The sequence below is a fragment of the Pseudomonas sp. MS15a(2019) genome (assembly GCF_013277805.1).
In the GTDB taxonomy this organism is placed as follows: domain Bacteria; phylum Pseudomonadota; class Gammaproteobacteria; order Pseudomonadales; family Pseudomonadaceae; genus Chryseomonas; species Chryseomonas benzopyrenica.
This window is the reverse complement of sequence record NZ_VBTN01000003.1, coordinates 155,575-179,821: the sequence shown is the minus strand read 5'-3', so window position 1 is coordinate 179,821 and position 24,247 is coordinate 155,575. Positions and strand designations below refer to the sequence as shown.

Below are 24,247 nucleotides of genomic sequence, written 5' to 3'. Positions count from 1 at the left end.
CGAGATTGCCCATGACTGACGAACTGCTCTACCAGGAACGCGTCCTCGGCGGCGGCACCGCCTCCTTCATCCTGCGCCGCGGCCAGACCCTGCGGCTGACCGACGTGGAAGGCGGCGCCAATGTCAGCCTGCTGCTGTTCAATGCCGATGACCGCAGCGAGCGGTTGAACCTGCCCGATACTCTCAAGGGCCAGCACACCGCGCGTCTCACCGCAGGCCATTGCCTCTATTCCGACATGGGGCGGGTGCTGGCGGCCGTGGTGCGCGACACCTGCGGCTGGCACGACAGCTTTGGCGGCGTGGCCAATGCCGCCGAGGTGGCGGAGAAATACGGCGCGGGTCGCTATCAGGAGTTGCGCAACGGCTTCCACCGCAATGGCACCGACAACCTGCTGGTGGAACTGGCCAAGTGGGGCCTGGGCCTGGAAGACCTGCTGATGACCCTCAACCTATTCAGCCGGGTGGACGTGGATGCCGCGGGCGCCTTTGCCTTCGTGCCCGGCAACTCCCGCGCCGGCGATCTGATCGAGCTGCATGCCCCCATGAACACCCTGGTGGTGCTGACCGCCCTGCAGCATCCGCTGGACCCGGACCCGGTCTATGCGCCGCGCCCGGTCGATCTCGCCCAGTTGCGCGCGGCGCCCGAGGTGGCCGAACGCTGCCGCACCTCGCGCCCGGAAAACGAGCGCGCCTTCCAGAACACCGCCCGCTACTTCCTCTGAGGCCCCGCCATGACCCTGATCGCCAGCACCAAACGCCCGGAAGATGCCAGCTACCGCGCCCTCCTGCCGGCCGGAGCGCCCTACCTCAAGGAGGTCAAGGCCGGCCAGACCCTGCGCATCCATGACCTGGAAGGCAACCAGGCGGTGGACACCCTCTTCTACGCCGCCGCCAACCCCCAGGAACGCTACGATCCCCAGCGCACCCTGAGACGCCAGGGCCGGGTCTATCTGTCGACCGGCAGCGTGCTCTATTCCAACCTGGGCAATCCCCTGCTGACCATCGTCGCCGACACCTGTGGCCGCCACGACACCCTGGGCGGCGCCTGCTCCCAGGAGAGCAACACGGTGCGCTACGCCCTGGATCGCCGGCAGATGCACAGCTGCCGTGACAACTTCCTCTGCGCCGGTGGCCATGACGGGCGCCTGGGCAAGCGCGACATCGGCGCCAACATCAACTTCTTCATGAACGTGCCGGTGACCGCGGACGGCGGCCTGACCTTCGCCGATGGCATCTCCGGCGCCGGCAAGTATGTGGAGTTGCGCGCCGAGACCAACGTCATCCTGCTTATTTCCAATTGCCCGCAACTCAACAACCCCTGCAACGGCTGGAACCCCACCCCGGCGGAGGTGCTGCTATGGGACTGACCCGCGCACGCCAGCTCTGGCAGTGGCTGCGACCGCGTCTCCATCGCCTCTGCGAAGTCCGCGCCGGGCGCTACAGCTACCGCGGCAAGCGCTAGACGCCGACTGACCTACCGCCCTCGCGCGGCCTCTTGGGGACGACCCCGAGAGCTTTTATCTGGCGGGACGGCCCGCCGCCTTCGAGGACGCCTCGAATGTTCACCACCCTGCTCATCGCCAACCGTGGCGCCATCAGCTGCCGCATCCAGCGCACCCTGCGCGACCTGGGCGTCGCCGCGGTCGCCGTCTACAGCGAAGCCGATCGCGCCAGCCGCCACGTCAGCGAGGCCGACCAGGCCTTCAGCCTGGGCGAAGGCGCTGCCGCGGCCACCTACCTGGACACCGCCAAGCTGCTCGAAGTGGCGCGCCAGAGCGGCGCCCAGGCCATTCACCCGGGTTATGGCTTCCTTTCCGAGAACGCCGCCTTCGCCGAAGCCTGCGAAGCGGCCGGCATCGCCTTCGTCGGCCCTACCCCCAAGCAACTGCGTACCTTTGGACTCAAGCACACGGCGCGGGCCCTGGCGCGCGCCCAGGGCGTGCCGCTACTGGAGGGCACCGAGCTGCTGGAGACCCCGGAGGCGGCCCTGGCGGCCGCGCAGGAGATCGGCTATCCGGTGATGCTCAAGAGCACTGCCGGCGGTGGCGGCATCGGCATGCGCGTGTGCCGCACGGACCCTGAACTCGCCGAGGCCTTCGACGCCGTGCGCCGGCTGGGTCAGAACAACTTCAGCGATGCCGGCGTCTTCCTGGAGAAATACATCGAGCGGGCGCGGCACCTGGAGGTGCAGGTGTTCGGCGATGGTCGGGGCGAGGTCCTGGCGCTGGGCGTGCGCGATTGCTCGGTACAGCGCCGCAACCAGAAGGTGCTGGAGGAAACCCCGGCGCCCAACCTGCCGGCCGGCATGGCCGAAGCGCTCTGTGCCGCCGCGCTGGAGCTGGCGCGCGCGGTGCGCTATCGCAGCGCCGGTACCGTGGAGTTCGTCTACGACAGCGCCGCCGACCGCTTCTACTTCCTTGAGGTGAACACCCGGCTGCAGGTCGAGCACGGCGTCACCGAGCAGGTCTGGGGCGTGGACCTGGTGCGCTGGATGATCGAACTGGCCGCCGGTGACCTGCCGCCGCTGGCCGAGCTGGCCAAGGAGCTTCGCCCCCAGGGCCATGCCATCCAGGCGCGACTCTATGCCGAAGACCCGGGCCGCGACTTCCAGCCCAGCCCCGGGCTGCTCACCCAGGTCGACTTTCCATCCGCTGATGGCCGGGCGCTGCGCCTGGACACCTGGGTCGAAGCCGGCTGCGAGATCCCCCCCTATTTCGATCCCCTAGTGGCCAAGGTTATCGCCTGGGCCCCGGACCGGGACTCGGCTCGGCAGCGCCTCGACCAGGCCCTGGCCGCAACCCGGCTTTATGGCGTGGAAACCAATGGCGACTACCTGCAGCAGATCCTCGCCGCCGCGCCCTTCGCCAGCGGCCAGCCCTGGACCCGCTGCCTGGAAGGCCTGACCTACCAGGCCACCACCCTGGAGGTGCTCAGTGCCGGCACCCAGACCACGGTGCAGGACGCCCCCGGACGCCTCGGCTACTGGTCGGTGGGCATTCCCCCTTCCGGCCCCATGGACGACCGCGCCCTGCGCCTGGGCAATCGCCTGCTCGGCAACGATGGCCGCGCGGCCGCCCTGGAAATCACCCTGGCCGGCCCCACCCTCAGGTTCAACACCGAGGCCGTGGTGGCGGTCACCGGCGCGGCGCTGCCGATCCTGCTGAATGACCAACCCCAGGCCATGGACAGCGTCTTTCGCGTCCCCGCGGGTGCCATCCTGCACCTGGGCGCCATCACCGGCGCCGGCGCCCGCAGCTATCTCTGCCTGAGAGGCGGCCTGGACCTGCCTGACTACCTGGGCAGTCGCAGCACCTTCACCCTCGGCCAGTTCGGCGGTCACGGTGGCCGCGCCCTGCGCGCCGGCGACGTGCTGCACCTGTACCCGCTGACCGACGCACGCGCGGAGGCCCGACTGCCCGCCGCCCTGACCACCCGGCTGCCCGAGACCCGCACCCTGCGCGTCATCTATGGGCCGCATGGTGCGCCGGACTATTTCAGCCCGGCCTATCTGGATCTCTTTCTCGCCACCGACTGGGAGGTGCACTTCAATTCCAGTCGTACCGGCGTGCGCCTGATCGGCCCCAAGCCGGAATGGACCCGCGAAGACGGCGGCGAGGCCGGTCTGCATCCCTCCAACATCCATGACAATCCCTACGCAGTCGGCGCCGTGGACTTCACCGGCGACATGCCGGTCATCCTCGGCCCCGACGGCCCCAGCCTGGGCGGCTTCGTCTGCCCGGTCACGGTGATCGAAGCCGACCTCTGGCAACTGGGCCAGCTCAAGGCCGGCGACCGGCTGCGCTTCCTGCCGGTGGACCTGGCGACCGCGCGGCGCCTGCAGCAGGCACGCCTGGCCGAGGAAAGCAGCTTGCAGCCGCAGGCGGAGATCGCCATTACGCCCGAGCGCGGCGATCCCGTGGTGCTGGATCTGGGCCAGGGCGCCGAGCGCCTGGTGGCGCGGCTTTCCGGGGATACCCATCTGCTGCTGGAGATCGGCCCACCGGAGCTGGACCTGGCCTTGCGCTTTCGCGGCCATGGGCTGATGCAGGCGCTGGCCGCGCTGGCGCTGCCCGGGCTGTGCGAGCTCACCCCCGGCATCCGCTCGCTGCAGGTGCACTACCAGCCCGAGGCCCTGCCCCTGGCCGAGTTGCTGGCGGCGGTCAGTCGCTGCTGGCAGGCGCTGGGCGATGCCCAGGACCTGCGGGTACCCTCGCGCATCGTCCATCTGCCGCTGTCCTGGGATGATCCGGCCTGCCGCCTGGCCATCGAGAAATACACCACCACGGTACGCAAGGACGCGCCCTGGTGCCCGAGCAACCTGGAGTTCATCCGCCGGGTGAATGACCTGGAGTCCCTGGAGGCGGTTAAGCGCATCGTCTTCGACGCCAGCTACCTGGTGATGGGCCTGGGCGATGTCTACCTCGGCGCCCCGGTGGCCACACCCCTGGATCCGCGGCACCGGCTGGTGACCACCAAGTACAACCCGGCGCGCACCTGGACCGCGGAAAACTCGGTGGGCATCGGCGGCGCCTATCTGTGCGTCTATGGCATGGAAGGTCCCGGCGGCTACCAGTTCGTCGGTCGCACCCTGCAGATGTGGAATCGCTACCGTGCCGTGGAAGCCTTCCACGGCCAGCCCTATCTGCTGCGCTTCTTCGATCAGATCCGCTTCCATGAGGTGTCGGCGGACGAGCTGCTGCGCATCCGCGCGGACTTCCCCCTGGGTCGCGTGCCGCTGCGCATCGAAGAGAGCGAATTGTCCCTGGCCGACTACCAGGCCTTCCTGGCACGCGAAGCCGAGGGCATTACCACCTTCCGCACGCGCCAGCAGAGCGCCTTCGCCGCCGAGCGGCAGCGCTGGATCGACTCCGGCCAGGCGCATTTCGACAGCCAGGAAGCCGCCGTCGAAGCCACCGAGGATGCCCCCCTCGCCAGCCACCAGCTGGCCCTGGAAAGCCCGGTGGCCGGCAATCTCTGGCAGGCCCAGGTGCAGCCGGGCGACCAGGTGGAAGCCGGCCAGCCGTTGCTGATCCTGGAATCCATGAAGATGGAAATCCCGTTGCTCGCGCCCTGCAGCGGCCGGATCCACGACCTGCAGGTTCAGCCCGGCTCGTCGATCCGCGCCGGCCAGCGCCTGCTGGTCATCGACAAGACGTGAAGGAAGCCACCATGACATTCGATCTGCGCCTCGACACCCTGAGCGCCGCCTATGCCGCCGGGACCCGGACCCCACGCACGCTCATCGCCGAACTGCGGGAGCAGGCCGCGGCCCTCAACCCCGAATACCACCTGTTCATCCACCTGCTGACCCCAGCCGAGCTGGAGCCCTATCTCGCCGCCTTGGACGCTCGCGATCCCGCCGAGCTGCCGCTCTATGGCATCCCCTTCGCCATCAAGGACAACATCGACCTCGCCGGCATCCCCACCACGGCGGCCTGCCCGGCCTATGCCTATGTGCCCGAGCGCTCGGCGACCCTGGTGGAACAGCTGGTCGCCCTGGGCGCCGTGCCGCTGGGCAAGTGCAATCTCGACCAGTTCGCCACCGGCCTCAACGGCACCCGTTCGCCCTACGGCGCCTGCCGCAACAGTGTCCACCCAGACTATCCTTCCGGCGGCTCCAGCGCCGGTTCGGCCCTGGCCGTGGCCCTGGGTGTCGCCAGCTTCGCCCTGGGCACCGATACCGCCGGTTCCGGTCGCGTGCCCGCGGGGCTGAACAACCTGGTGGGTCTCAAGGGCAGCAAGGGATTGCTGTCCACCGCCGGCGTGGTGCCCGCCTGCCAGACGCTGGACTGCGTGACCTTCTTCACCGCCACCGCCGCCGAAGCCAGCACGCTGCTGGCGCTCACCGCCCGCCTCGATCCGCGCGATCCCTACAGCCGCGCCAATCCACAGTGGAACGACGCCAGCGCCTTCGGCCGCCCGCGGCCGTTCCGCTTCGGCGTCCCGACCCAGCTGGAGTTCCTCGGCTGCCCGGAAAGCCCGGCGCTGTTCGCGGCGGCCAAGGCGCAGCTGGAAGCCCTGGGTGGCGAAGCCGTACCGTTGGATCTTGCGCCCTTCCTGGAAGCTGCACGCCTGCTCTATGAGGGTCCCTGGGTGGCCGAACGCTACAGCGTGGCCGGTGCCCTGATCGAGGCCGAGCCGGACGCCGTACTGCCGGTGATCCGCGCCGTGCTGGAAAAGGCGCCCGGTACCAAGGCAGTGGACGCCTTCCGCGCCGGCTACCGCCTGCAGGCGTTGAAAGCCCAGTGCGACGCCCTGCTCGCCGAACTGGACTGCGTGCTCACCCCCACCTATCCGCGCCCGGTGACCCTGGCGGAACTGGCCGCCGAACCGGTCGCCCGCAACGCCGACCTGGGTTACTACACCAACTTCATGAACCTGCTGGACTACGCCGCCGTGGCCGTGCCGGCGGGCGTCATGGCCAACGGACTGCCCTGGGGCGTGACGCTGTTCGGCCGGGTCTTCACCGACCAGTACCTGCTGAGCCTGGCCGCGGCCCTGCAGGAAGCCCAGGGTCTGCCCCTGGTGGGCGGCGCCCTGCCGCACGCCAGCCTGCCGGCGCGTCCCGCCCGCCATGACCGTGCCCGCCTGGTGGTCTGCGGTGCCCATCTACAGGGGCTGCCACTCAACGGCCAGTTGCTCGCCCGCGATGCCCACCGCCTGGCCCTGACCCGGAGCGCGCCGCACTATCGCCTCCACGCCCTGGCCGGCGGCCCGCCGCTACGCCCGGGCATGGTCCGGGTCGCCGAAGACGGCGCCGCCATCGAGGTGGAGGTCTGGGAGCTACCCAGCAGCGAACTGGGCAGCTTTCTCACCGGCATCCCCGCCCCGCTCGGCCTGGGCAAGGTGGAACTGGCCGATGGCAGCTGGGAAACCGGCTTCATCTGCGAGCCCTATGGCCTGGCGGGGGCCGAGGACATCACGGCGCATGGTGGATGGCGGGCGTGGTTGGCGAGTCGCAGCGCCCGCTAGCGTAACCCCCAGGCTCGGGAATCCGCATCGGATCCCGAGCCCCGTGGGAAGCCATCAGCCGGCGTCCACCTCGCGCACCACCAGACGCTCCCCCTCCTGAATCGCCAGCAACCGGACAGCCATCGGCTGCGCCAGCAGACAGTCGGCCACCGCCGGCTCCAATAGCCGGCGCAGCCGCCGGACCAGATCGCGAGCGCCGAAGCGGGCATCGTGCCCACGCGTCAGGAACGTCCTGGCACTCTCGTGCAACTCCAGGCTTTTTCCCCGACGGCCCAGACGCTGATTGAGCTTGTCCAGCTCGATGGCGAGCAGCCCGGGTAGCCAGTCCTGGTCGATGCGCTCGAAGGCCAGGATCCGCTCGATACGATTGAGAAATTCCGGATCGAAATGCACGTGCAGCGCCTCCTCCAGGATAGATCCGGAGTCCGCCGACAGCTTGAGCCAACGACGCCAGCCGCGCGCGAAACGGGCACGCTGCTGCTGGACGGCGCGGGCGCCCAGGTTGCTGGTCATGAAGATGAGGCTGTTGCGAAAGTCCAGGCGCTTGCTGCCGGCACTGAGCCCCAGCTGGCCGCTGTCGAGCACGTTCAACAGGGTACGGATGACCTGGCGATCGGCCTTTTCCAGCTCGTCGAACAGTACGATGCCGGGGCGGCCGTAGCTGCCGGCGATGGCGTCGGCATCGAACAGCGTGGTGCCTTCCTTGCTGCCCACGTAGCCGGGCGGCGCGCCGGCCAGGGCCGCGGCGTAGTGCTCCTGGGCCAGGGTATTCATGTCGATGCGGCAGAGGGCTTCCGCGCGCCCGTGTATGGCCTGGGCCAGCAGACGGACGATCTCGGTTTTGCCGACGCCGGTGGGGCCAAGGAACAGACTGACACCCAGGGGTCTTTCCGGATCACCGATGTCGGCCTTGACCACCTTGAGCAGGGCTTCCACCTCATCGAGCACCCTGGCCTGGCCCAGGATGCGCGCTCGCAGCAAGGCCATGACCGCTGCCGGCTCGAACAGGAAGCGCGAGGGCAAAGGCGCCTGCCCCTCGCGGGCGAGCTGGCCACGGTTATGCTCGATCAGGTCATTGACGAAAGGCATGGCCCGCTCCTCGCGCCGCCGGCGCTAACCCAGCTGACGTTCCTGGCCGGGATGCGGCAACTCGCCCACCGGGCAATCCGCTACACCGAGGGTGGAGCGAGTCATCCGCTCGACGTCGGCCTGGGCCTTCTGCGCATCCAGGACCCAGGTGCGATAAAAGTCGAAGGGACAGTCGGCCACCCCCTTGTCGCCGTCGCCGGAGTTGTAGACCCCGGTGTAGCCGCGGTGCAGCAGCTTGAACAGGTGGTTCTGCGACTGGTCATTGGCGCGGGCATCGCGAATCTGCGAGATCGACAGCTGGGCGTACTGAATGCCCATCTCCTCCTCGCCGCACTCGCCCAGGGTGCGGCCATCGAAACCGATCAGCGCCGAATGGCCGAAGTAGCTGTATACCCCGTCGAAGCCGGTGGCGTTGGCCACCGCCACATAGCAGTTGTTGGCCCAGGCCATGGTCTTGGCCATCAGCACCTGCTGCTCCTTGGCCGGATACATGTAGCCCTGGCAACGTACGATCAGCTCGGCACCCTTCATGGCGCAGTCGCGCCAGATTTCCGGGTAGTTGCCGTCATCGCAGATGATCAGGCTGATCTTCAAGCCTTTGGGGCCCTCGCTGACATAGGTGCGGTCACCGGGATACCAGCCCTCGATGGGGCACCAGGGAATGCACTTGCGGTACTTCTGCAGGATCTCGCCATGGTCGTCGATCAGCACCAGGGTGTTGTAGGGCGCCTTGTGCGGGTGCTCCTCGTGGCGTTCGCCGGTGAGCGAAAAGATCCCCCAGGTTCTGGCCTCGCGGCAGGCGGCGGCGAAGATCGCCGTCTCCTCGCCGGGGATGGTCGCGGCGGTGGCCATCATCTCGTCCTTGTCGTACATGATGCCCATGGTGCTGTACTCGGGGAACACCACCAGATCCATGCCCGGCAGGCCGAGCTTCATGCCCTTGATCATCGCGGCGATCTGCTGGGCGTTGGCCAGCACCTCCGCCCTGCTGTGCAGGCGTGGCATCCGGTAGTTGACGACAGCAACGCCGACGGTACCGGGGCTGCTGGAAGTATCGCCGTGGCGCATGGAGTGGCTCCTTCGAAAGGGCTGGACCGGGAATCAGTGGCTGATCATCCAGGGGCGGGTTGACGGACTGGTCTTCAGGCCATGGGGATTGGCCTTGCTGCGTGCCGCCGGCTTGCTTAGCGCGCAGCAGCTGCAACCGGCGCCATGACTGCGCTTGGCTTGGTATTCCTCAAGGGATTGGGGCGCGTGGCGCGAACGCTCATTGGTCTCCTGGGCGCGACGCGCCCCATGCGCCAGGGTCGCCAGGCCAGGGGCACTGAGGATCACCCGGGGGCTGGGCGTAGCACAGACGGGACAGCTGCAGGGATCGTCGCGCTGGGCCATGGGCCGCAGCAGGGTGAAATCCCCGCAGTCGGGGCAGTCGTATTCGTAGATCGGCATGACGGGCTCCTGGCGGCGGGGGCGCGACCGGCGGCCGCACCCGGGCGGCTCACTTGTCGTAGGCGATGGGCATGTCGATGCTGCCGTCCAGGTAGCGGGTCGGTCCGGCGGCAGTGGGATTGATGTCGAATTCGAAGATGTCCGTCGGCAGCCAGAGGGTGGCGCAGGCGTTGGGAATGTCGACCACCCCGCTGATGTGGCCCTGCACCGGCGCCGAGCCCAGCAGCGAATAGCCCTGGGCGCCGCTGTAGCCGAATTTCTTCAGGTACTCGATGGCATTGAGGCAGGCCTGCTGGTACGCCAGGTTGACGTCCAGGTAGTGCTGCTTGCCGGCGTCATCCACCGAGATGCCTTCGAAGATCAGGAAGTTGTTGTAGGTGGGCACGATGGGGCTGGGCTTGAAGATGGGATTCTTGATGCCGTACTTGGCCATGCCGCCCTTGATCAGCTCGACCTTCATGTGCACCCAGCCCGCCATCTCGATGGCGCCGCAAAAGGTGATCTCGCCGTCGCCCTGGCTGAAGTGCAGGTCGCCCACCGAAAGGCCCGCGCCCTCCACATAGACAGGGAAGAAGATCTTCGAGCCACGCGACAGGTCCTTGATGTCGCAGTTACCGCCATGCTCGCGCGGCGGTACGGTGCGTGCGCCGGTAGCGGCTGCCGCGTCGCGGGCCGCGCCGGTAAGCTTGCCCATGTGGGCGGTCGCGGCGAACGGCGGATTGGCCAGGGGCGGTACCCGGGTCGGGTTGCTGTCGATCAACTCCTGCTCGCGGGCATTCCAGTTGGCCAGCAACTTGGGGTCCGGCAGGCAGCCGATCAGTCCGGGGTGGATGAGCCCGGCGAAGCGTACGCCGGGGATGTGGCGACTCTTGGTGAACATGCCCTCGAAGTCCCAGATGGATTTCTGCGCCGAGGGAAAGTAATCGGTGAGAAAGCCGCCGCCGTTCTGCTTGGAAAAGAAGCCGTTGAAGCCCCACTGGGACTCGGCCTTGGCGCCGATGTCGAGCAGATCGACCACCAGCAGGTCGCCCGGCTCGGCGCCCTTCACCCCTACCGGGCCGGAAAGATAATGCACGGTCGACAGGTCGACATCGCGCACGTCGCTCGCATCGTCGTCGTTCTTGATCGCGCCACCGGTCCAGTCGTAGGTTTCCAGGATGAAGTCATCCCCCGGCTTGACCCAGCAGGCCATGGGGATGTCCGGATGCCAGCGGTTGTGGACGTTCTCGTTGTCGGTGGCGGCCTGGTTAAGGTCAACTTTGATCAGGGTGTCGGTCATCGCGCAGCTCCTGGCTGTTGGCTGTTGGCGGTAGCGGGAGGGTTCCAGGTCAGTCTCGGGGCTGGGATTGGGGCTGCAAATACGTCGGATGACGTAGGCGCAAACCCAGACAAGGCAAGGCTTGGACGGGATTACCAGGCAGCCGGAAGCGACCGCCGTGCTGCTGCAGGGCGGCCGCGCAGAGCGCCGGGATCAGACCGACAGGTAGCGGCTGATGGTGGCTTCGTCGACCTTGTCGCGGGTTTCCTCGACCACGAAGCGGCCCTTCTCGATCACCAGAAAACGGTCGGCGATGTCGAGGGTGAAGGACAGCACCTGCTCTGACACCACGATGGTCAAGTCACGCAGGGCGCGAATCTCCTTCAGGGTGCGGGCGATGTCCTTGATGATCGAGGGCTGGATGCCCTCGGTCGGCTCGTCCAGTAGCAGCACCTTGGGATTGGTGGCCAGGGCGCGGGCGATGGCCAGTTGTTGCTGCTGGCCACCGGAGAGGTTGCCACCCTTGCGCTGGCGCATCTCGTGCAGCACGGGGAAGAGCGCATAGAGATCGTCCGGCACCCGGCCCCGGGCCGAGGCCGGCAGGCCGGTCTGGATGTTTTCCAGCACCGTCATGTGGGAAAAGATCATTCGCCCTTGCGGCACATAGGCGATGCCGCGCTTGACGCGCTGGTGGGTCTCCAGCCGGGAGACGTCCTGGCCGTCCACCGCTACGTGGCCGCTCCAGGTCGGCAGAATACCCATCAGGCTGCGGAACAGGGTGCTCTTGCCCATGCCGTTGCGGCCCATGACGGCGACGATTTCCTTGTGCGCCACGTCCAGGCTGAGGTCGTGGAGGATGCGGCTCTGACCGTAGCCGGAGACGAGGTTCTGGATGGTGAACATGACCGGGTTCTCCCGTGATCGACTGCAGGAAAAGGGCTAGAGGCGAGGGCTCAGTGCCCCAGGTACACCTCGATAACCTTGGGATTGCTCTGCACCGTTTCCATGCTGCCTTCGGCCAGTACCTTGCCCTGGTGCAGCACCGTGACCTTGTGGGCGATGCTTTTGACGAATTCCATGTCGTGCTCGATGACCAGCACCGAGCGCCCCTGACTGATGCGGTTGAGCAGCTCGGCGGTCTGGGATCGCTCGGACACGCTCATGCCCGCCACCGGTTCGTCGAGCATCAGCAGCTCCGGGTCCTGCATCAGCAGCATGCCGATCTCCAGCCACTGCTTCTGGCCGTGGGAGAGCAGATCGGCCTGCTGGTGCAGCAGGTCGGCGAGAAAGATCTCCGCGGCCACCGCCTGCACCCGCGCGACCACCGCGGCGCTGCGCTTGAAGAACAACGCGCCGAACACCTTGCGGCCCTCGGGATAGGACATCTCCAGGTTCTCGAACACCGTGAGATTCTCGTAGATCGAGGGGTTCTGGAACTTGCGGCCGACACCCGCGCGAACGATGTCGAATTCCTTCATCCGGGTCAGTTCACGACCGTTGAATTCGATGCTGCCGGCAGTGGCGCGGGTCTTGCCGCAGATCAGGTCCAGTACCGTGGTCTTGCCGGCGCCGTTGGGGCCGATCACCACGTGTACCTCGTTGCGGTCGACATAGAGATTGAGGTCGTTCACCGCCTTGAAGCCGTCGAAGGAGACGGTCAGGCCTTCGATGGCCAGTACCGGCTTGGCAAGTTGGAAACCGACGGGACTGGTAATCATGGCGTGGTCTCCAGGCGGGAGGCTTTGGTTGCCGTGTACGGCGCTGACGAGGTGACGGGCGCGCTCGCCGGCTGGCGTCTCAGGCGTGCCACCAGGCGCTGCCCATGGCTCTTCCACAGACCGGCCAGGCCATTGGGGAAATAGAGGACGACCACGATGAAGAGCCCGCCCATCAGGTACAGCCAGAGCTCGGGAAAGGATTCGGAGAAGTAGGTTTTGCCGAAATTCACCAGTAGCGCGCCGTACACCGCACCGAGCAGCGATAACCGCCCGCCGACCGCAGCGAAGATGACCATCTCGATGGAGGGCACGATGCCGACGAAGGACGGCGACATGAAGCCCACCTGCAGAGCGAACATGGCCCCGCCCACCGCCGAGAAGGCCGCGGCCAGGCAGAACACGAAGATCTTGAAGCTGGCCACGTCGTAGCCGGAGAAGCGCACCCGCTCCTCCTTGTCACGCATGGCCACCAGCAGCCGGCCCAGCTTGGAGGCCAGCACGAAGCGGCCGATCAGGATGCAGCCGAACAGCAGCGCTGCGTTGACGAAATACAGCACCACCTTGGCGCTGTCCGAACGGATGTCCCAGCCCAGCAGCGTCTTCAGGTCGGTGATGCCATTGACCCCGCCGGTGAGGCCCTGCTGACCGATGATGAGAATGGTCAGGATGGCGGCGATGGCCTGGGTGACGATGGAAAAGTACACGTCCCCTACCCGCCGCTTGAACATCGCCAGGCCGATGATGAAGGCCAGCAGCACCGGAACCGCGATCACCGCCACCAGGGTGAAGCCGAAGCTATGGAACGGCTGCCATAGCCAGGGCAGCTCGGTAATCTGGTTCCAGTCCATGAAGTCGGGAATGCCGGGGGTGGACTGGATCTTGGTGCTTTCCGGATCCGAGGCTTCGAGTTTGAGGAACATCGCCATGCAGTAGCCGCCGAGACCGAAGAAGATTCCCTGGCCGAGACTGAGGATGCCGCCATAGCCCCAGCAGAGCACCAGGCCGACCGCGACGAAGGCGTAGGTCAGGTACTTGCCGACCATGCTCAGGCGGAAGATGTCCAGGGTCAGCGGAAACACCAGCAGGATCAGCGCGGCCAATACCAGCAGGCCTAAGGTGCCCTGCCGGCCGCCGAGCAGGTTGTCGATTGCCTTGTTCATCGTGGACTCCCTACTTGCGGACTTTTGCCGAGAACAGCCCCTGGGGCCGCAGCATCAGGATGAGGATCACCGCCGACAGGGTCAGCACCTTGGCCATGGAACCAGAGAGGAAGAATTCCAGCAGCGACTGCGCCTGGGCGATCCCGAAGGCCGAGGCGATGGTGCCGAGCAGGCTGGCTGCGCCACCAAAGACCACCACCAGGAAGGTGTCGACGATATACAGCGAGCCCGAGGTCGGACCGATGGAGCCGATGGTGGTGAAGGCCGCGCCCGCCACCCCGGCCACGCCGCAGCCCAGGGCGAAGGTCAGGCGGTCTACGCGGCGGGTGTTGATACCCACGGCGCGAGCCATCACCCGGTTCTGCATGGTGGCGCGCACCTGCAGCCCCCAGCGCGAGCGGTACAGCATGAAGAACAGGGTCAGGGTCAGCAGCGCAGTCACGACCATGACGAACAGGCCGTTCTTGGGGATATCGATGCTGGCGGTCGGGCTCCAGGAGCCCATGATCCATTCCGGCAGTTCGGCACTGACCTCGCGGGCGCCGAATACCGAGCGAAACACCTGCTGCAGGATCAGCGACAGGCCCCAGGTGGCCAGCAGGGTGTCCAGCGGGCGCTGGTAGAGCCGGCTGATCATCGCCCACTCCACCAACCAGCCGATGGCGCCGGCGACGAAGAACGCCAGGATCAGGGCGAAAAAGAAGTAGTAGGGCTGCAAGGCCGGAAACAGGTGCAGGGTAAGCGAGGACATCACGTAGGTGGTGTAGGCCCCCACGGTGAGAAATTCGCCATGGGCCATGTTGATCACGCCCATCTGCCCAAAGATGATCGCCAGCCCCAGCGCCATCAGCAGCAACACGCAGAACACCGAAAGGCCGTTGAAACCCTGCATCACGGCGATCGCGCCGAAGTCGGATAAGCTTTCCATGGAGATCTTCCCGTGAAGGTGGACGGAGGCGTCCGTCAGGCGACGCCTCCGGTCAGGCAAGGCTTACTGGTAGCCTTTGGGGAAAGGATTGGGCTCGATCAGATCGGCGGATTCGTGGACCACCTTGAAGGTGCCGTCCGGTTGGATCTGGGCGATGCGCGAGCGGCTCCAAAGGTGATGGTTCTCGTGAACCTTCACGTAGCCTTCCGGTGCGGTCTTCAGCTCCAGGCCCGGAGACGCCGCGACCACCTTGTCGACATCGAAGCTGCCGGCCTTCTCCACCGCCATCTTCCACAACCAGGGACCGAGATAGGCCGCCTGGGTGACGTCGCCCACCACCGCATCCTTGCCGTACTTGGCCTTGAACGCCTCGACGAAGGCCTTGTTGTTGGGATTGTCCAGGGTCTGGAAGTACTTCATCGAGGAGTAGAAGCCGGCCATGTTCTCGCCACCGATGCCGAGCATCTCATCCTCGGTCACCGAGAGGGTCAGCAGAGTCTGCTTGGCCGAAGTGATGCCAGCCGCCTTGAGCTGCTTGTAGAAGGCCACGTTGGAGCCCCCGACGACCGCGGCAAAGACCACATCGGGCTTTTTCAGCTTGATCTTGTTGGTCAGGGAACCGAACTGGGTGCCGCCCAGCGGGTAGTACTCCTCCCCCACCACCTCGCCATGCAGCACGTTTTCAATGTGCTTGCGGGCGATCTTCATCGAGGTCCGCGGCCAGATGTAGTCCGAGCCCACCAGGTAGAACGTCTTGCCGCCCTTCTCCTTGGCCAGCCAGTCCAGCGCCGAGAGAATCTGCTGGGTGGCTTCCTGGCCGGTGTAGAAGACGTTCTTCGACTGCTCGAGGCCCTCGTAGAAGGTCGGGTAGTAGAGCAGGCCGTTGTCCTTCTCGAAGATCGGCAGCACCGCCTTGCGCGAGGCCGAGGTCCAACAGCCGAACACCGCCGCGACCTTGTCGGCCTCCAGTAGCTTCTTGGCCTTTTCGGCGAAGGTCGGCCAGTCGGAGGCGCCGTCTTCCTGGATGATCTTGACCTGCCGCCCGAGCACCCCGCCCTGGGCATTGATCTGCTCAATCGCCAGCCGCTCGGCCTGGATGGCCCCGGTCTCGGAGATGGCCATGGTGCCGGTGGCGGAATGCAACTGGCCGACTGTCACGGTGGTATCGGTCACGGCCAGGCCGGTGGTATTGGCGGCGTCCGCCATCACGCCCTGGCTGAACACGCTGGCTGCCAACAGGGACAATGCCGCGGCGCCCAGCGCCAGGCGTCGCGGAAGACTGGATTTCACGCCCGCTGATCTGTGCATCTTGTCGCTCCTCTAGATGATGTGCAGGTCGCCCCCGGGGACCGGGACTGCGGCTTGCGCTGCGGAGCAAGGATGGGCCGGGACAGGCGGCGCGGAACATACGCAGGATGACGTAACGGCCTACGTCATCTGACGTACAGCCCGCTGCAACGCCCTGAGGCATGCTCTGTCTGTCGCGCGCCCGCGCGGGGCACGCCAGGCCGGGCAGACAGTGGCCACAGAGAGGCAGGAGGCCAAGACGGCCGAGGCATGGAACTTGCCTGAACACCGCCACGCAGACCCCAGGAGCCCTGCCGTGCAGCAGACCGGGACGCAACGCATCGCCAAGATCCGCAGGGACTACAACAGCTGGGTGGCCGACGAGACGCTGGAAGACTACGCCCTGCGCTACACGCCCCGGTCGTTTCGCAAGTGGTCGGAATTCCGCATCGCCAACACCGCCCTGGCCGCCGTGTCCTTTCTGGCCCTGGAAGCCATCGGTGGCGCCCTGGCGATCAGCTATGGCTTCACCAATACCCTCTGGGCCGTGCTGGCGGCGAGCCTGGTGATCTTTCTCACCGCCCTGCCAATCAGCTATTACGCGGCGCGCTACGGGGTGGACATGGACCTGCTGACCCGGGGCGCCGGCTTCGGCTACATCGGCTCGACCATCACCTCGCTGATCTACGCCAGCTTCACCTTCCTGTTCTTCGCGCTGGAAGCGGCGATCATGGCGCTGGCCCTGGAACTGTACTTCCGCATTCCGCTGGCCCTGGCCTATGTCATCTGTTCGATCATCGTCATCCCCCTGGTCACCTATGGCATCACCCTGATCAACCGCCTGCAGCTCTGGAGCCAGCCGCTCTGGCTGATCCTGCTGCTGTTGCCCTATGCCTTCGTCATCGCCAAGAATCCCGGGGCCCTGGCGGACTGGACCACCTTCGCCGGCCGCGAGGGCGAGGCCGGCGCCTTCAACCTGCTGTCCTTCAGCGCCGCCTGTACCGTGGCCCTGGCCCTGGTGACCCAGGTGGGCGAGCAGGTCGACTACCTGCGCTTTCTTCCGGAAAAGACCGCGCAGAATCGCCGGCGCTGGTGGGCGGCGCTGCTGATGGCCGGTCCCGGCTGGATAGTGCCCGGCGCCCTGAAGATGCTGGCCGGCGCCTTCCTGGCCTTTCTCGCCCTGCAGCACGAGATTCCCCTGGAGCGTGCCGCCGAACCTACCCAGATGTACTTGGTCGCCTTCGGCTACGTGTTCGCCTCGCCCGGCTGGGCCATGGGGGCCATGGTGCTGTTCGTCATCGTCAGCCAGGTCAAGATCAACCTGACCAATGCCTATGCCGGCTCCCTGGCCTGGTCCAACTTCTTCGCCCGGGTCACCCACAGCCACCCGGGAAGGGTGGTCTGGCTGGTGTTCAACGTGCTGATCGCCCTGATGCTGATGGAGCTGGGAGTGTTCGAGGCCATCCAGGAGGTGCTTGGGCTCTATGCCAACATCGCCATCGCCTGGATCGGCGCCGTGGTCGCCGACCTGGTGATCAACAAGCCTCTAGGGCTGTCACCCCGGCACATAGAGTTCAAGCGGGCGCACCTCTACGACATCAACCCGGTCGGCGTCGGTGCCATGCTGCTCGCCTCGCTGCTGTCCGGTCTGGCTCATGCGGGGCTGTTCGGCGCCCTGGCGCAAGCCGCCTCACCCTTGGTATCACTGGTCTCCGCGCTGATCTGCGCGCCGCTGCTGGCCTGGCTCACCCGGGGCCGCTACTACATCGCCCGGACCAGCGTGCTGAAGTTGCTGCATCCCGCGCAGGTCCATCTGGAATGCGTGCTCTGTACCAACGCCTTCGAGCGCGAAGACATCGCCTTCTGCCCTGCTTACGGCGCGCCCATCTGCTCGCTCTGCTGCGCCCTGGATGCGCGCTGTGGCGATCTCTGCAAGCCCAGGGCGCGCCTCGCCGAGCAGGTCGATACCCTGCTGCGTTGGCTGCTGCCGAACACCTCGGTGCCGCGCCTGCATACCCGCTTGGCGCACTATCTGGGCGTGCTGCTGGTCATGGTCGGGCTGATGTTCTGTGCCCTGGCGCTGATCTACAGCCAGGTCTCCCAGGGGCTGCAGGTCGATGAGCGTCACCTGTTGTATCAGGGATTCTTCAAGGCCTTCATGGTGCTCACGCTGTTTGCCGGCGCCCTGGCCTGGTGGGTGGTGCTGACCCGCGAGAGCCGCCATGTGGCGCTGGAGGAATCGACCCGGCAGACCGCGCTGCTGATGCAGGAGATCGAGGCGCACCGCAGGACCGACGAAGCGCTGCAGCGGGCCAAGGAGGCTTCCGAAGCCGCCAACGCGGCCAAGAGCCGCTACGTTACGGGCTTGTCCCACGAGTTGCGCACGCCGCTGAACAGCATCCTCGGCTATACCCAGATCCTGCAGCGTGATCCGGCCAGCAGCGGCCATCAGCTGGATGCCCTGGCCACCATCTACCGCAATGGCTCGCACCTGCTCTCGCTGATCGACGGCCTGCTCGACGTGGCCCGGATCGAAGCGGGCAAGCTGCAGCTGGAACCCTCGGAGATTCCCTTTCCGGAGTTTCTCGAACAGCTGCAGCAGATGTTCACGCCCCAGGCCCAGGACAAGGGTCTGAGCTTTGCCCTCGAGGTCGGGGGACGCCTCCCCGCCGTGGTGCGCGGCGATGAAAAACGGGTGCGGCAGATCCTCATCAATCTGCTCGGCAATGCCGTGCGCTACACCGACCAGGGTGGCGTGATCCTGGCGGTCACCTATGCGCGGGAAACCGCTACCTTCGAGGTCATCGACAGCGGTCTGGGCATCGCCGCAGAGCAGCTGGAGCGGCTGTTCCAACCCTTCGAACGGGGTGATCCGCTGCGCCAGGACAACGGCCTGGGACTGGGTCTGACCATCACCCGCATGTTGGTGACGTTGATGGGCGGCGCCCTTGACGTGACCAGCACGCCCGGCCAGGGCACCCGCTTCGTGGTGCGCCTGTTCCTGTCCGAGGTACGGGTGCCCCAGGCGCTGGTCCACGTCGAACACAGCATCAGCGGCTATCAGGGCCCGCGACGCCGGGTGCTGCTGGTGGACGACCACCTGGATCACCGCCGGGTGCTGGCCGGCATGCTCGAACCTCTTGGCTTCGAACTGGCGGAGGCCGCCAATGGCCAGGACGCCATCCGCCAGGTTGCCCTCTGGCAGCCGGACCTCATCCTCATGGATCTTTCCATGCCGCTGCTGGACGGACTGGAGACCAGCGCGCTGATCCGCCGCAATGGCCTGTCCAGGGCGCCGATCATCGTCATTTCCGCCAATGCCTTCGCCGTTGATCGCGAACGCAGCACCGCGGCCGCCTGCGATGATTACCTGGCCAAACCGGTCCATACGCCGCAGCTGCTGGAAAAGATCAGGATGCACCTGAATCTGACCTGGCTGGAGCGGACCGCCGGACCGCCTGGCGCACGATCGATTTCGCTCCAACCGCCGAGCGCTGCCAGTCTGGAAGCGTTACAGGAGCTTGGGGCGCTGGGCTATGTGAAAGGCATCCACGCCTGCCTGGACCGCATCGAGCGCGAGGAGCCGGCCAGCGCCGCCTATGTCGATACCCTGCGCGCACTGGTGAAACGCTTTCAGCTCAACGACTTCAATCGCCGTCTCAAAGACGCGCTGCAGCCGGCCGACCTGCCCCTGGAAGGAGAGAATCCATGACCGCCGCCCTACCGCCCAGCGTGGTGCTGATCGTCGATGACACGCCGGACAACCTCGCCCTGCTCTCCGACGCCCTGGACGCCAGCGGCTACATGGTGCTGGTGGCCCTTGACGGCGCCAGTGCCTTGGAACGCATGCAGCGGCGCCGCCCGGACGTGGTGCTGCTGGACGCCATGATGCCCGGACTGGATGGCTTCGAGACCTGCCGGCGGATCAAGGCACAGGCCGAACTCGCCGACATCCCGGTGCTGTTCATGACCGCCCTGACCGAGACCGAGCACGTGGTGGAGGCCTTCGCCGCTGGCGGCATCGACTACGTGACCAAGCCACTCAAGACCGATGAAGTCTTGGCACGGGTCGCGGCCCACCTGCGCACGGCGCGCGAACTCCAGGCGGCGCGCAACCTGCCAGCGAGCCGCCCGTATGCCAGGACCGCGCTGGACCTGGCGCCGCTCAGCAGCCGCTACCAGCTGACCGGCCGCGAGGTCGAGGTGCTGCACTGGGTCGCCTGCGGCAAGACCAATCGCGACATCGGCGACATCCTCGGCCTCTCGCCCCGCACGGTGAACAAGCACCTGGAACACGTCTACGTGAAACTCGGGGTAGAAACGCGCACTGCGGCGGCGACCCTGGCCATCGCGACGTGCCGCTAAGCGTTCGGGCGCCGTCAAGCACCTCCCAGGGACCGCTGTCAGCTAATGCAGGAGCGGAGAATCACTGCCGCTACCTAACTGCAGGACGTTGCCAAGCTAGGCACGCTCGTCCTTGGCGGTATCCATGACGATGTAGCTGACCACCGAATGGACATGGGGCAGTACGCCGAGAACCTGGGTATGGAAGGTGCGATAGGCACTCATGTCGGCGACCTCTATGCGCAACAGATACTCGACCGCGCCGGTGACGGTGTGGCACTCGACCACATCCGCCGAATCGCTGATGGCCGCTTCGAAGGCATCCAGCACCGCGCGGGAGTGAGAGGACATGCCCACCGCAACGTAGACGACGAAGCCAATGCCCAGCAGCGATCGATCCACCACCGCTCGATAACCCTTGATGACACCGGAGCGCTCCAGCTCCTGTACGCGCCTGAGGCAAGCCGAGGGCGACAGCCCTGCCCGTTCAGCCAGCTTGACGTTGGTCTGTCGAGCATCCCGTTCGAGCTCACGCAATATTCGGCGATCAAGACGATCTACTTTGATCATTAATTGCACTCTAGCCGTCCAGGAAGAAGTTTATGCAATCCTATATCGATATCAAAGCAATAAAATACGACCTAATTTCCTAAAGCCGCACTACCGTTGCCATGACCGATCTCGCCGTCCTGCTGCCCTTTCTGCTGTTTTGTTTCATCCTCACCGCGACTCCAGGTCCCAATAACGTCCTGGTGCTCGCCAGCGGCGCCCAGGTGGGCGTGAGACGTACGCTGCCGCTAATTGTCGGGATCGCCATTGGGGTAGCGCTGCAGTTGGCGGTAGTGGGTCTTGGTCTAGGCGTAGTCTTTGCCGCCCTACCCGGCCTGCATCTGCTGCTGAGCATTCTGGGACTGGCTTATCTCCTGCTGCTGGCCTGGCGTATCGCTACCTGCGGACCTATTCGGCTCGACGCCGAGGCCACCACGCCGATGGGCCTGCTGGGCGGCGCGGCCTTCCAGTGGATCAATCCCAAGGCCTGGACGGTATCCATCAGCGCAGCGGCCACCTATATACCGGTGCAGCATCACCGCCTGGACGTGATGCTGGCCGCTACCCTGTTGGCGCTGGTGAGCCTTCCCTGTGTAGGGATCTGGGCGCTCGCCGGCAGCGTCCTGCGTAATGGGTTGGCCGATGAACGCCGCGCGCGCTGTTTCAATCTGGCCATGGCCGTCACGCTGCTGGTCGCCACCTTGCCGCCGCTCTATCAGCTTTTCACCCACTGACTAGGAAAACGGTTCTTCGCGGCTGTGGGAAGGTCGCCGGTGGCACACCCAAGCAACGCTCCTGGGGCAGACAGATCCGTTCCTGGCGATGAGCCGCACTCATGTCATCGTGAGCGACGGGCACTATTCAATGTCCGGTCTGGCTGCTATCCATGATGCCCGATAGCGCTCCTGCGCCAGAGCCGCGGCCCTCTCCCCTCACCTAGATGATAGATACACACGATGTCCACGCCTTATACCGACCGCTACGACCTCCCCTTGTCGACCTTCTCTGCCTTCGCCGCCGAGCGCTACCAGGCCGGTGTCGATCTGCTGCTGTCGCTCTGGCCGGGGGCGGCCGAGGCGCTGGACGAGGCCATCGCCGCCGATCCTGATTTCGCCCTGGCGCTTGCAGCGCGGGCGCGGCTGCAGCTGATCGACAACCAGGCCGGTGCCGCCCGGGAGGCCATCGTGCGGGCGCAGCGGCTGGTCGAGCGGCGCGGCACGGAGCGCGAGCGCAGCCATGTGCAGGTCCTGCAGCGGCTGATCGCCGGTGAATCCGCCCAGGCGCTGCTAGGCGCGCTGGCGCATGCCGACCGCTGGCCGCGGGACATCCTGATCCTGGGCTTGCCCCTGGGTGCCTTCGGTCTGTTGGCATTTTCCGGGCGGGCCGATCACGATCAGGCGCGGGTCGACCTCTGCGAGCGCCATGCCCGTCATTTCGCCGCGGATGACTGGTGGTTCCTGACCTACCGCGGCTGGTCCCTGGGCGAGAACGGCGAGGTGGTGCGGGGCCGTACGCTCACCCAGCGGGCGCTGGAGCTACGCCGCCACAACGTCAATGCAGCCCATGCCCTGACCCATGTCCTGCACGAATCCGGCGACAGCCAGGCCGCGCAGGCCCTGATCGCAGGCTGGCTGCCCGAGTACCCCCATCACGGTACCCTGCATGGCCATATCGCCTGGCACGGCGCCCTGGTGGCCCTCGAACAGGGCGACAGCCAGGGCGCGCTGGACCTCTATCAGCGCTTCGTAGCGCCAGCCGCGTCCACCGCCGGTCCGCTCAACCGGGTCAGCGACAACGCCTCCTTTCTCTGGCGCCTGGGGCTTTATGGCCACGAGGTGCCAGCCGACCTCTGGCAGGCTACTGCGGCCAGTGCGTCCGGGCTGTTCCAGCAACCGGGGCTGGCTTTCGCCGACGTCCATATGGCCCTGATCGCCGCGGCGACCGGGGATCGGCAGGCGCTGGAAGAACGCGTGGCCGGACTCGAAGCCCGCCTGTGCGACGGCACTCTTTCCGCCGGACCGGTCGTCCCCCTGCTCTGCCGCGCCTTGCTGGCCTTCGCCGACGAGGACTATGACGGCTGCGCACGGCTGCTGGAGCCGCTGCGCACGGATGTCGCCCGCATCGGTGGCAGTGGCGCCCAGCGCGAGGTCATCGAAGACACCCTGCTGGTCGCCCTGCTGCGCGGGGGCGACCACACCAAGGCAGGCGTACTGCTAGACGAGCGCCTGCACCGGCGGCCTTCGACCCGCGATCGGCACTGGCGGGCCAGCCTTGCATCCTGATCCGGGATGTTCACGGACTACCCGGTGATCAGTTTTACCTTATCTCTTTATCTGTAGACGCATTTTCATTATATTTGCATCTACAGATTGGAGAGTCCTATGTCCCAGGTCGTTGCCGTTGAACAGTTTTCGAAAAGCCAGAGCACGGCCGGCCTACGGGCAGCGCTCAACATTCTGGACAGATGGCAGGCCTCCAGTGAGCAGAGTTGCCGCATCTTGCGCATCTCGCGCAGCACCTACACCCGGGCCTTGCAGCGGGAAGGTAACTGGGCGGTGAGTCTGGATGCCGATCAGCTCCAGCGTGTCAGCCTGGTGCTGAACATGCATTCCGCGCTACGCCTGGTCTTCGACAACCCGGAAAACGTCTACGGCTTCGTCGCCATGGCCAATCACAATGAGTTCTTCAATGGCCGTTCGCCGCTGGAGATCATGGCCCAGGGCGACATGATCTCGCTCTATGAGACCTTCCGGCGTATCGACGTCCTGCGCGGTGCCGGATGGTGAAGCTGGAAGACCTGCCTCTGCTCGCGGATGAGCGGCTACAGGGGCATCGCCTGATCAACTCCAAATTTCCGCCAATCGACCTGTTCGACGATGTCGCCAATGCCGAGGACTTCGCGGCGCTGCACCAGTTGCAGACTCTGACCAACCCGCGACTGCAGAACGAGCTAGGGCGTCTGGAGCTGATCCCCCTGGCACAGATCCCCTTCGGTATCTCTGGCTGCTCCTATGCCGTGGCACCTTTCACCCATGTAAACCCCGCAGGGTCTCGCTTCAGTGATGGCAGCTTTGGCGTTCTCTACCTGGCCGACCATCCCGATACCGCCCTTACCGAGGTTCGCTATCATCAGCAAGCGTACTGGTCGAAGGTGCCCGCGCTGAAATACGAGCGGTTCGTCTTCCGCAATCTTTCGGTGAGCTTCTCCGAAGAGGGCTTCCGCGATGCCCTGGTGCTGGAAGCGACCGATGCCCTCTACCACCCCGCAGACTACGGCGCGGCGCGTAGTCTTGGCGCCGCCGCCAAACGCGCCGGCTGCCCAGGCCTGCGCTATCGCTCGGTGCGACGTCCCGGCAACCACTGCTGGGCATTGCTGACCCCAGGACGGATCAGTGCGGTGGTCCAGGCGGCGCCGGTTGAGATGATCTGGAACGGCGGCATCATCAGCGTCAATCACATCACCGCCGTGCCGGGCGAGCCGAACTGATCAGGT

20 protein-coding genes are annotated in these 24,247 nt (G+C 66.1%); 10 read left to right on the top strand and 10 right to left on the bottom strand.

What is annotated here, in order from left to right; genetic code table 11:
- The first annotated feature begins 11 nt into the window (after positions 1-11).
- The 4 genes from FEZ61_RS04390 to atzF all read left to right on the top strand — a co-directional run bounded on the left by FEZ61_RS04390 (position 12) and on the right by atzF (position 6,972).
- A complete protein-coding gene (locus FEZ61_RS04390) occupies positions 12-722 on the top strand; it encodes an urea amidolyase associated protein UAAP1 (RefSeq protein ID WP_173147443.1) in 711 nt (236 codons plus the stop codon).
- Positions 723-731: 9 nt separating this feature from the next.
- Positions 732-1,367, top strand: coding sequence for an urea amidolyase associated protein UAAP2 (locus FEZ61_RS04385; protein ID WP_017640185.1), 636 nt, complete (start codon positions 732-734; stop codon positions 1,365-1,367).
- Positions 1,368-1,558: 191 nt separating this feature from the next.
- Positions 1,559-5,158 (top strand): urea carboxylase, encoded by a 3,600-nt coding sequence (gene uca / locus FEZ61_RS04380; RefSeq protein WP_173147441.1) that lies wholly within the window; start codon positions 1,559-1,561, stop codon positions 5,156-5,158.
- Positions 5,159-5,169: 11 nt separating this feature from the next.
- Entirely contained in the window at positions 5,170-6,972 is a 1,803-nt protein-coding gene (atzF, locus tag FEZ61_RS04375; protein ID WP_173147439.1) for an allophanate hydrolase, read from the top strand.
- A 54-nt stretch (positions 6,973-7,026) separates the two neighbouring features.
- On the opposite strand, the gene FEZ61_RS04370 is transcribed toward atzF, so the two are convergent.
- The 9 genes from FEZ61_RS04370 to urtA form a co-directional block, all read right to left on the bottom strand.
- Complete coding sequence (locus tag FEZ61_RS04370; protein ID WP_173147437.1) at positions 7,027-8,061, bottom strand: AAA family ATPase; 1,035 nt, start codon at positions 8,059-8,061, stop codon at positions 7,027-7,029.
- 24 nt (positions 8,062-8,085) lie between these two features.
- Positions 8,086-9,129: an aliphatic amidase gene (locus FEZ61_RS04365; RefSeq protein WP_173147435.1), complete on the bottom strand. Its 1,044-nt coding sequence runs from the start codon at positions 9,127-9,129 to the stop codon at positions 8,086-8,088.
- Between the two features lie 33 nt (positions 9,130-9,162).
- Positions 9,163-9,510 carry a zinc ribbon domain-containing protein gene (locus FEZ61_RS04360; protein WP_173147433.1) on the bottom strand — a complete coding sequence of 116 codons (348 nt, stop codon included), beginning with the start codon at positions 9,508-9,510 and terminating at the stop codon, positions 9,163-9,165.
- Positions 9,511-9,559: 49 nt separating this feature from the next.
- The gene (gene fmdA, locus FEZ61_RS04355; protein WP_017640178.1) at positions 9,560-10,789 is read right to left on the bottom strand and encodes a formamidase; all 1,230 of its coding nucleotides are present in this window, start codon (positions 10,787-10,789) and stop codon (positions 9,560-9,562) included.
- Between the two features lie 192 nt (positions 10,790-10,981).
- A complete protein-coding gene (urtE, locus tag FEZ61_RS04350) occupies positions 10,982-11,671 on the bottom strand; it encodes an urea ABC transporter ATP-binding subunit UrtE (RefSeq protein ID WP_173147431.1) in 690 nt (229 codons plus the stop codon).
- Between the two features lie 50 nt (positions 11,672-11,721).
- Complete coding sequence (gene urtD / locus FEZ61_RS04345; RefSeq protein WP_173147429.1) at positions 11,722-12,486, bottom strand: urea ABC transporter ATP-binding protein UrtD; 765 nt, start codon at positions 12,484-12,486, stop codon at positions 11,722-11,724.
- Positions 12,483-13,646 (bottom strand): urea ABC transporter permease subunit UrtC, encoded by a 1,164-nt coding sequence (gene urtC, locus FEZ61_RS04340; RefSeq protein WP_068384158.1) that lies wholly within the window; start codon positions 13,644-13,646, stop codon positions 12,483-12,485. The genes urtD and urtC overlap by 4 nt, the downstream gene beginning before the upstream one ends.
- A gap of 10 nt (positions 13,647-13,656) precedes the next feature.
- Positions 13,657-14,574 carry an urea ABC transporter permease subunit UrtB gene (gene urtB / locus FEZ61_RS04335; RefSeq protein WP_017640174.1) on the bottom strand — a complete coding sequence of 306 codons (918 nt, stop codon included), beginning with the start codon at positions 14,572-14,574 and terminating at the stop codon, positions 13,657-13,659.
- A 63-nt stretch (positions 14,575-14,637) separates the two neighbouring features.
- A complete protein-coding gene (gene urtA / locus FEZ61_RS04330; RefSeq protein ID WP_068384156.1) occupies positions 14,638-15,882 on the bottom strand; it encodes an urea ABC transporter substrate-binding protein in 1,245 nt (414 codons plus the stop codon).
- A gap of 295 nt (positions 15,883-16,177) precedes the next feature.
- Here urtA and FEZ61_RS04325 point away from each other — a divergent pair, with 295 nt between their 5' ends.
- Together FEZ61_RS04325 and FEZ61_RS04320 are read left to right on the top strand one after the other, a co-directional pair.
- Positions 16,178-19,573 (top strand): ATP-binding protein, encoded by a 3,396-nt coding sequence (locus FEZ61_RS04325; protein ID WP_093255743.1) that lies wholly within the window; start codon positions 16,178-16,180, stop codon positions 19,571-19,573.
- Entirely contained in the window at positions 19,570-20,226 is a 657-nt protein-coding gene (locus tag FEZ61_RS04320; protein WP_173147428.1) for a response regulator, read from the top strand. Before FEZ61_RS04325 ends, FEZ61_RS04320 begins: the two co-directional genes overlap by 4 nt.
- A gap of 96 nt (positions 20,227-20,322) precedes the next feature.
- Here the strand turns inward: FEZ61_RS04320 and FEZ61_RS04315 are convergent, their stop codons facing one another.
- On the bottom strand, positions 20,323-20,775 hold the full coding sequence (locus tag FEZ61_RS04315; RefSeq protein ID WP_173147425.1) for a winged helix-turn-helix transcriptional regulator: 453 nt from the start codon (positions 20,773-20,775) through the stop codon (positions 20,323-20,325).
- 101 nt (positions 20,776-20,876) lie between these two features.
- On the opposite strand from FEZ61_RS04315, the gene FEZ61_RS04310 reads away from it, so the two are divergent.
- The 4 genes from FEZ61_RS04310 to FEZ61_RS04295 all read left to right on the top strand — a co-directional run bounded on the left by FEZ61_RS04310 (position 20,877) and on the right by FEZ61_RS04295 (position 24,241).
- Positions 20,877-21,488, top strand: a complete 612-nt coding sequence (locus tag FEZ61_RS04310; RefSeq protein WP_068384149.1) for a LysE family translocator — start codon at positions 20,877-20,879, stop codon at positions 21,486-21,488.
- A 222-nt stretch (positions 21,489-21,710) separates the two neighbouring features.
- Positions 21,711-23,036 (top strand): tetratricopeptide repeat protein, encoded by a 1,326-nt coding sequence (locus FEZ61_RS04305; RefSeq protein ID WP_173147423.1) that lies wholly within the window; start codon positions 21,711-21,713, stop codon positions 23,034-23,036.
- A gap of 99 nt (positions 23,037-23,135) precedes the next feature.
- On the top strand, positions 23,136-23,540 hold the full coding sequence (locus FEZ61_RS04300; protein ID WP_017640167.1) for an antitoxin Xre-like helix-turn-helix domain-containing protein: 405 nt from the start codon (positions 23,136-23,138) through the stop codon (positions 23,538-23,540).
- Entirely contained in the window at positions 23,534-24,241 is a 708-nt protein-coding gene (locus tag FEZ61_RS04295) for an RES family NAD+ phosphorylase (RefSeq protein ID WP_173147421.1), read from the top strand. The genes FEZ61_RS04300 and FEZ61_RS04295 overlap by 7 nt, the downstream gene beginning before the upstream one ends.
- Positions 24,242-24,247: the final 6 nt, after the last annotated feature.

Coding starts and splice junctions, on each gene's coding strand:
- urtA (WP_068384156.1), bottom strand. CDS start 15,882: ATGCACAGATCAGCGGGCGTGAAATCCAGTCTTCCGCGACGCCTGGCG.
- FEZ61_RS04360 (WP_173147433.1), bottom strand. CDS start 9,510: ATGCCGATCTACGAATACGACTGCCCCGACTGCGGGGATTTCACCCTG.
- uca (WP_173147441.1), top strand. CDS start 1,559: ATGTTCACCACCCTGCTCATCGCCAACCGTGGCGCCATCAGCTGCCGC.
- FEZ61_RS04320 (WP_173147428.1), top strand. CDS start 19,570: ATGACCGCCGCCCTACCGCCCAGCGTGGTGCTGATCGTCGATGACACG.
- fmdA (WP_017640178.1), bottom strand. CDS start 10,789: ATGACCGACACCCTGATCAAAGTTGACCTTAACCAGGCCGCCACCGAC.
- FEZ61_RS04300 (WP_017640167.1), top strand. CDS start 23,136: ATGTCCCAGGTCGTTGCCGTTGAACAGTTTTCGAAAAGCCAGAGCACG.
- FEZ61_RS04385 (WP_017640185.1), top strand. CDS start 732: ATGACCCTGATCGCCAGCACCAAACGCCCGGAAGATGCCAGCTACCGC.
- FEZ61_RS04370 (WP_173147437.1), bottom strand. CDS start 8,061: ATGCCTTTCGTCAATGACCTGATCGAGCATAACCGTGGCCAGCTCGCC.
- FEZ61_RS04305 (WP_173147423.1), top strand. CDS start 21,711: ATGTCCACGCCTTATACCGACCGCTACGACCTCCCCTTGTCGACCTTC.
- urtD (WP_173147429.1), bottom strand. CDS start 12,486: ATGATTACCAGTCCCGTCGGTTTCCAACTTGCCAAGCCGGTACTGGCC.
- FEZ61_RS04390 (WP_173147443.1), top strand. CDS start 12: ATGACTGACGAACTGCTCTACCAGGAACGCGTCCTCGGCGGCGGCACC.
- urtE (WP_173147431.1), bottom strand. CDS start 11,671: ATGTTCACCATCCAGAACCTCGTCTCCGGCTACGGTCAGAGCCGCATC.
- FEZ61_RS04315 (WP_173147425.1), bottom strand. CDS start 20,775: ATGATCAAAGTAGATCGTCTTGATCGCCGAATATTGCGTGAGCTCGAA.
- FEZ61_RS04365 (WP_173147435.1), bottom strand. CDS start 9,129: ATGCGCCACGGCGATACTTCCAGCAGCCCCGGTACCGTCGGCGTTGCT.
- urtC (WP_068384158.1), bottom strand. CDS start 13,646: ATGAACAAGGCAATCGACAACCTGCTCGGCGGCCGGCAGGGCACCTTA.
- urtB (WP_017640174.1), bottom strand. CDS start 14,574: ATGGAAAGCTTATCCGACTTCGGCGCGATCGCCGTGATGCAGGGTTTC.
- atzF (WP_173147439.1), top strand. CDS start 5,170: ATGACATTCGATCTGCGCCTCGACACCCTGAGCGCCGCCTATGCCGCC.
- FEZ61_RS04310 (WP_068384149.1), top strand. CDS start 20,877: ATGACCGATCTCGCCGTCCTGCTGCCCTTTCTGCTGTTTTGTTTCATC.
- FEZ61_RS04295 (WP_173147421.1), top strand. CDS start 23,534: ATGGTGAAGCTGGAAGACCTGCCTCTGCTCGCGGATGAGCGGCTACAG.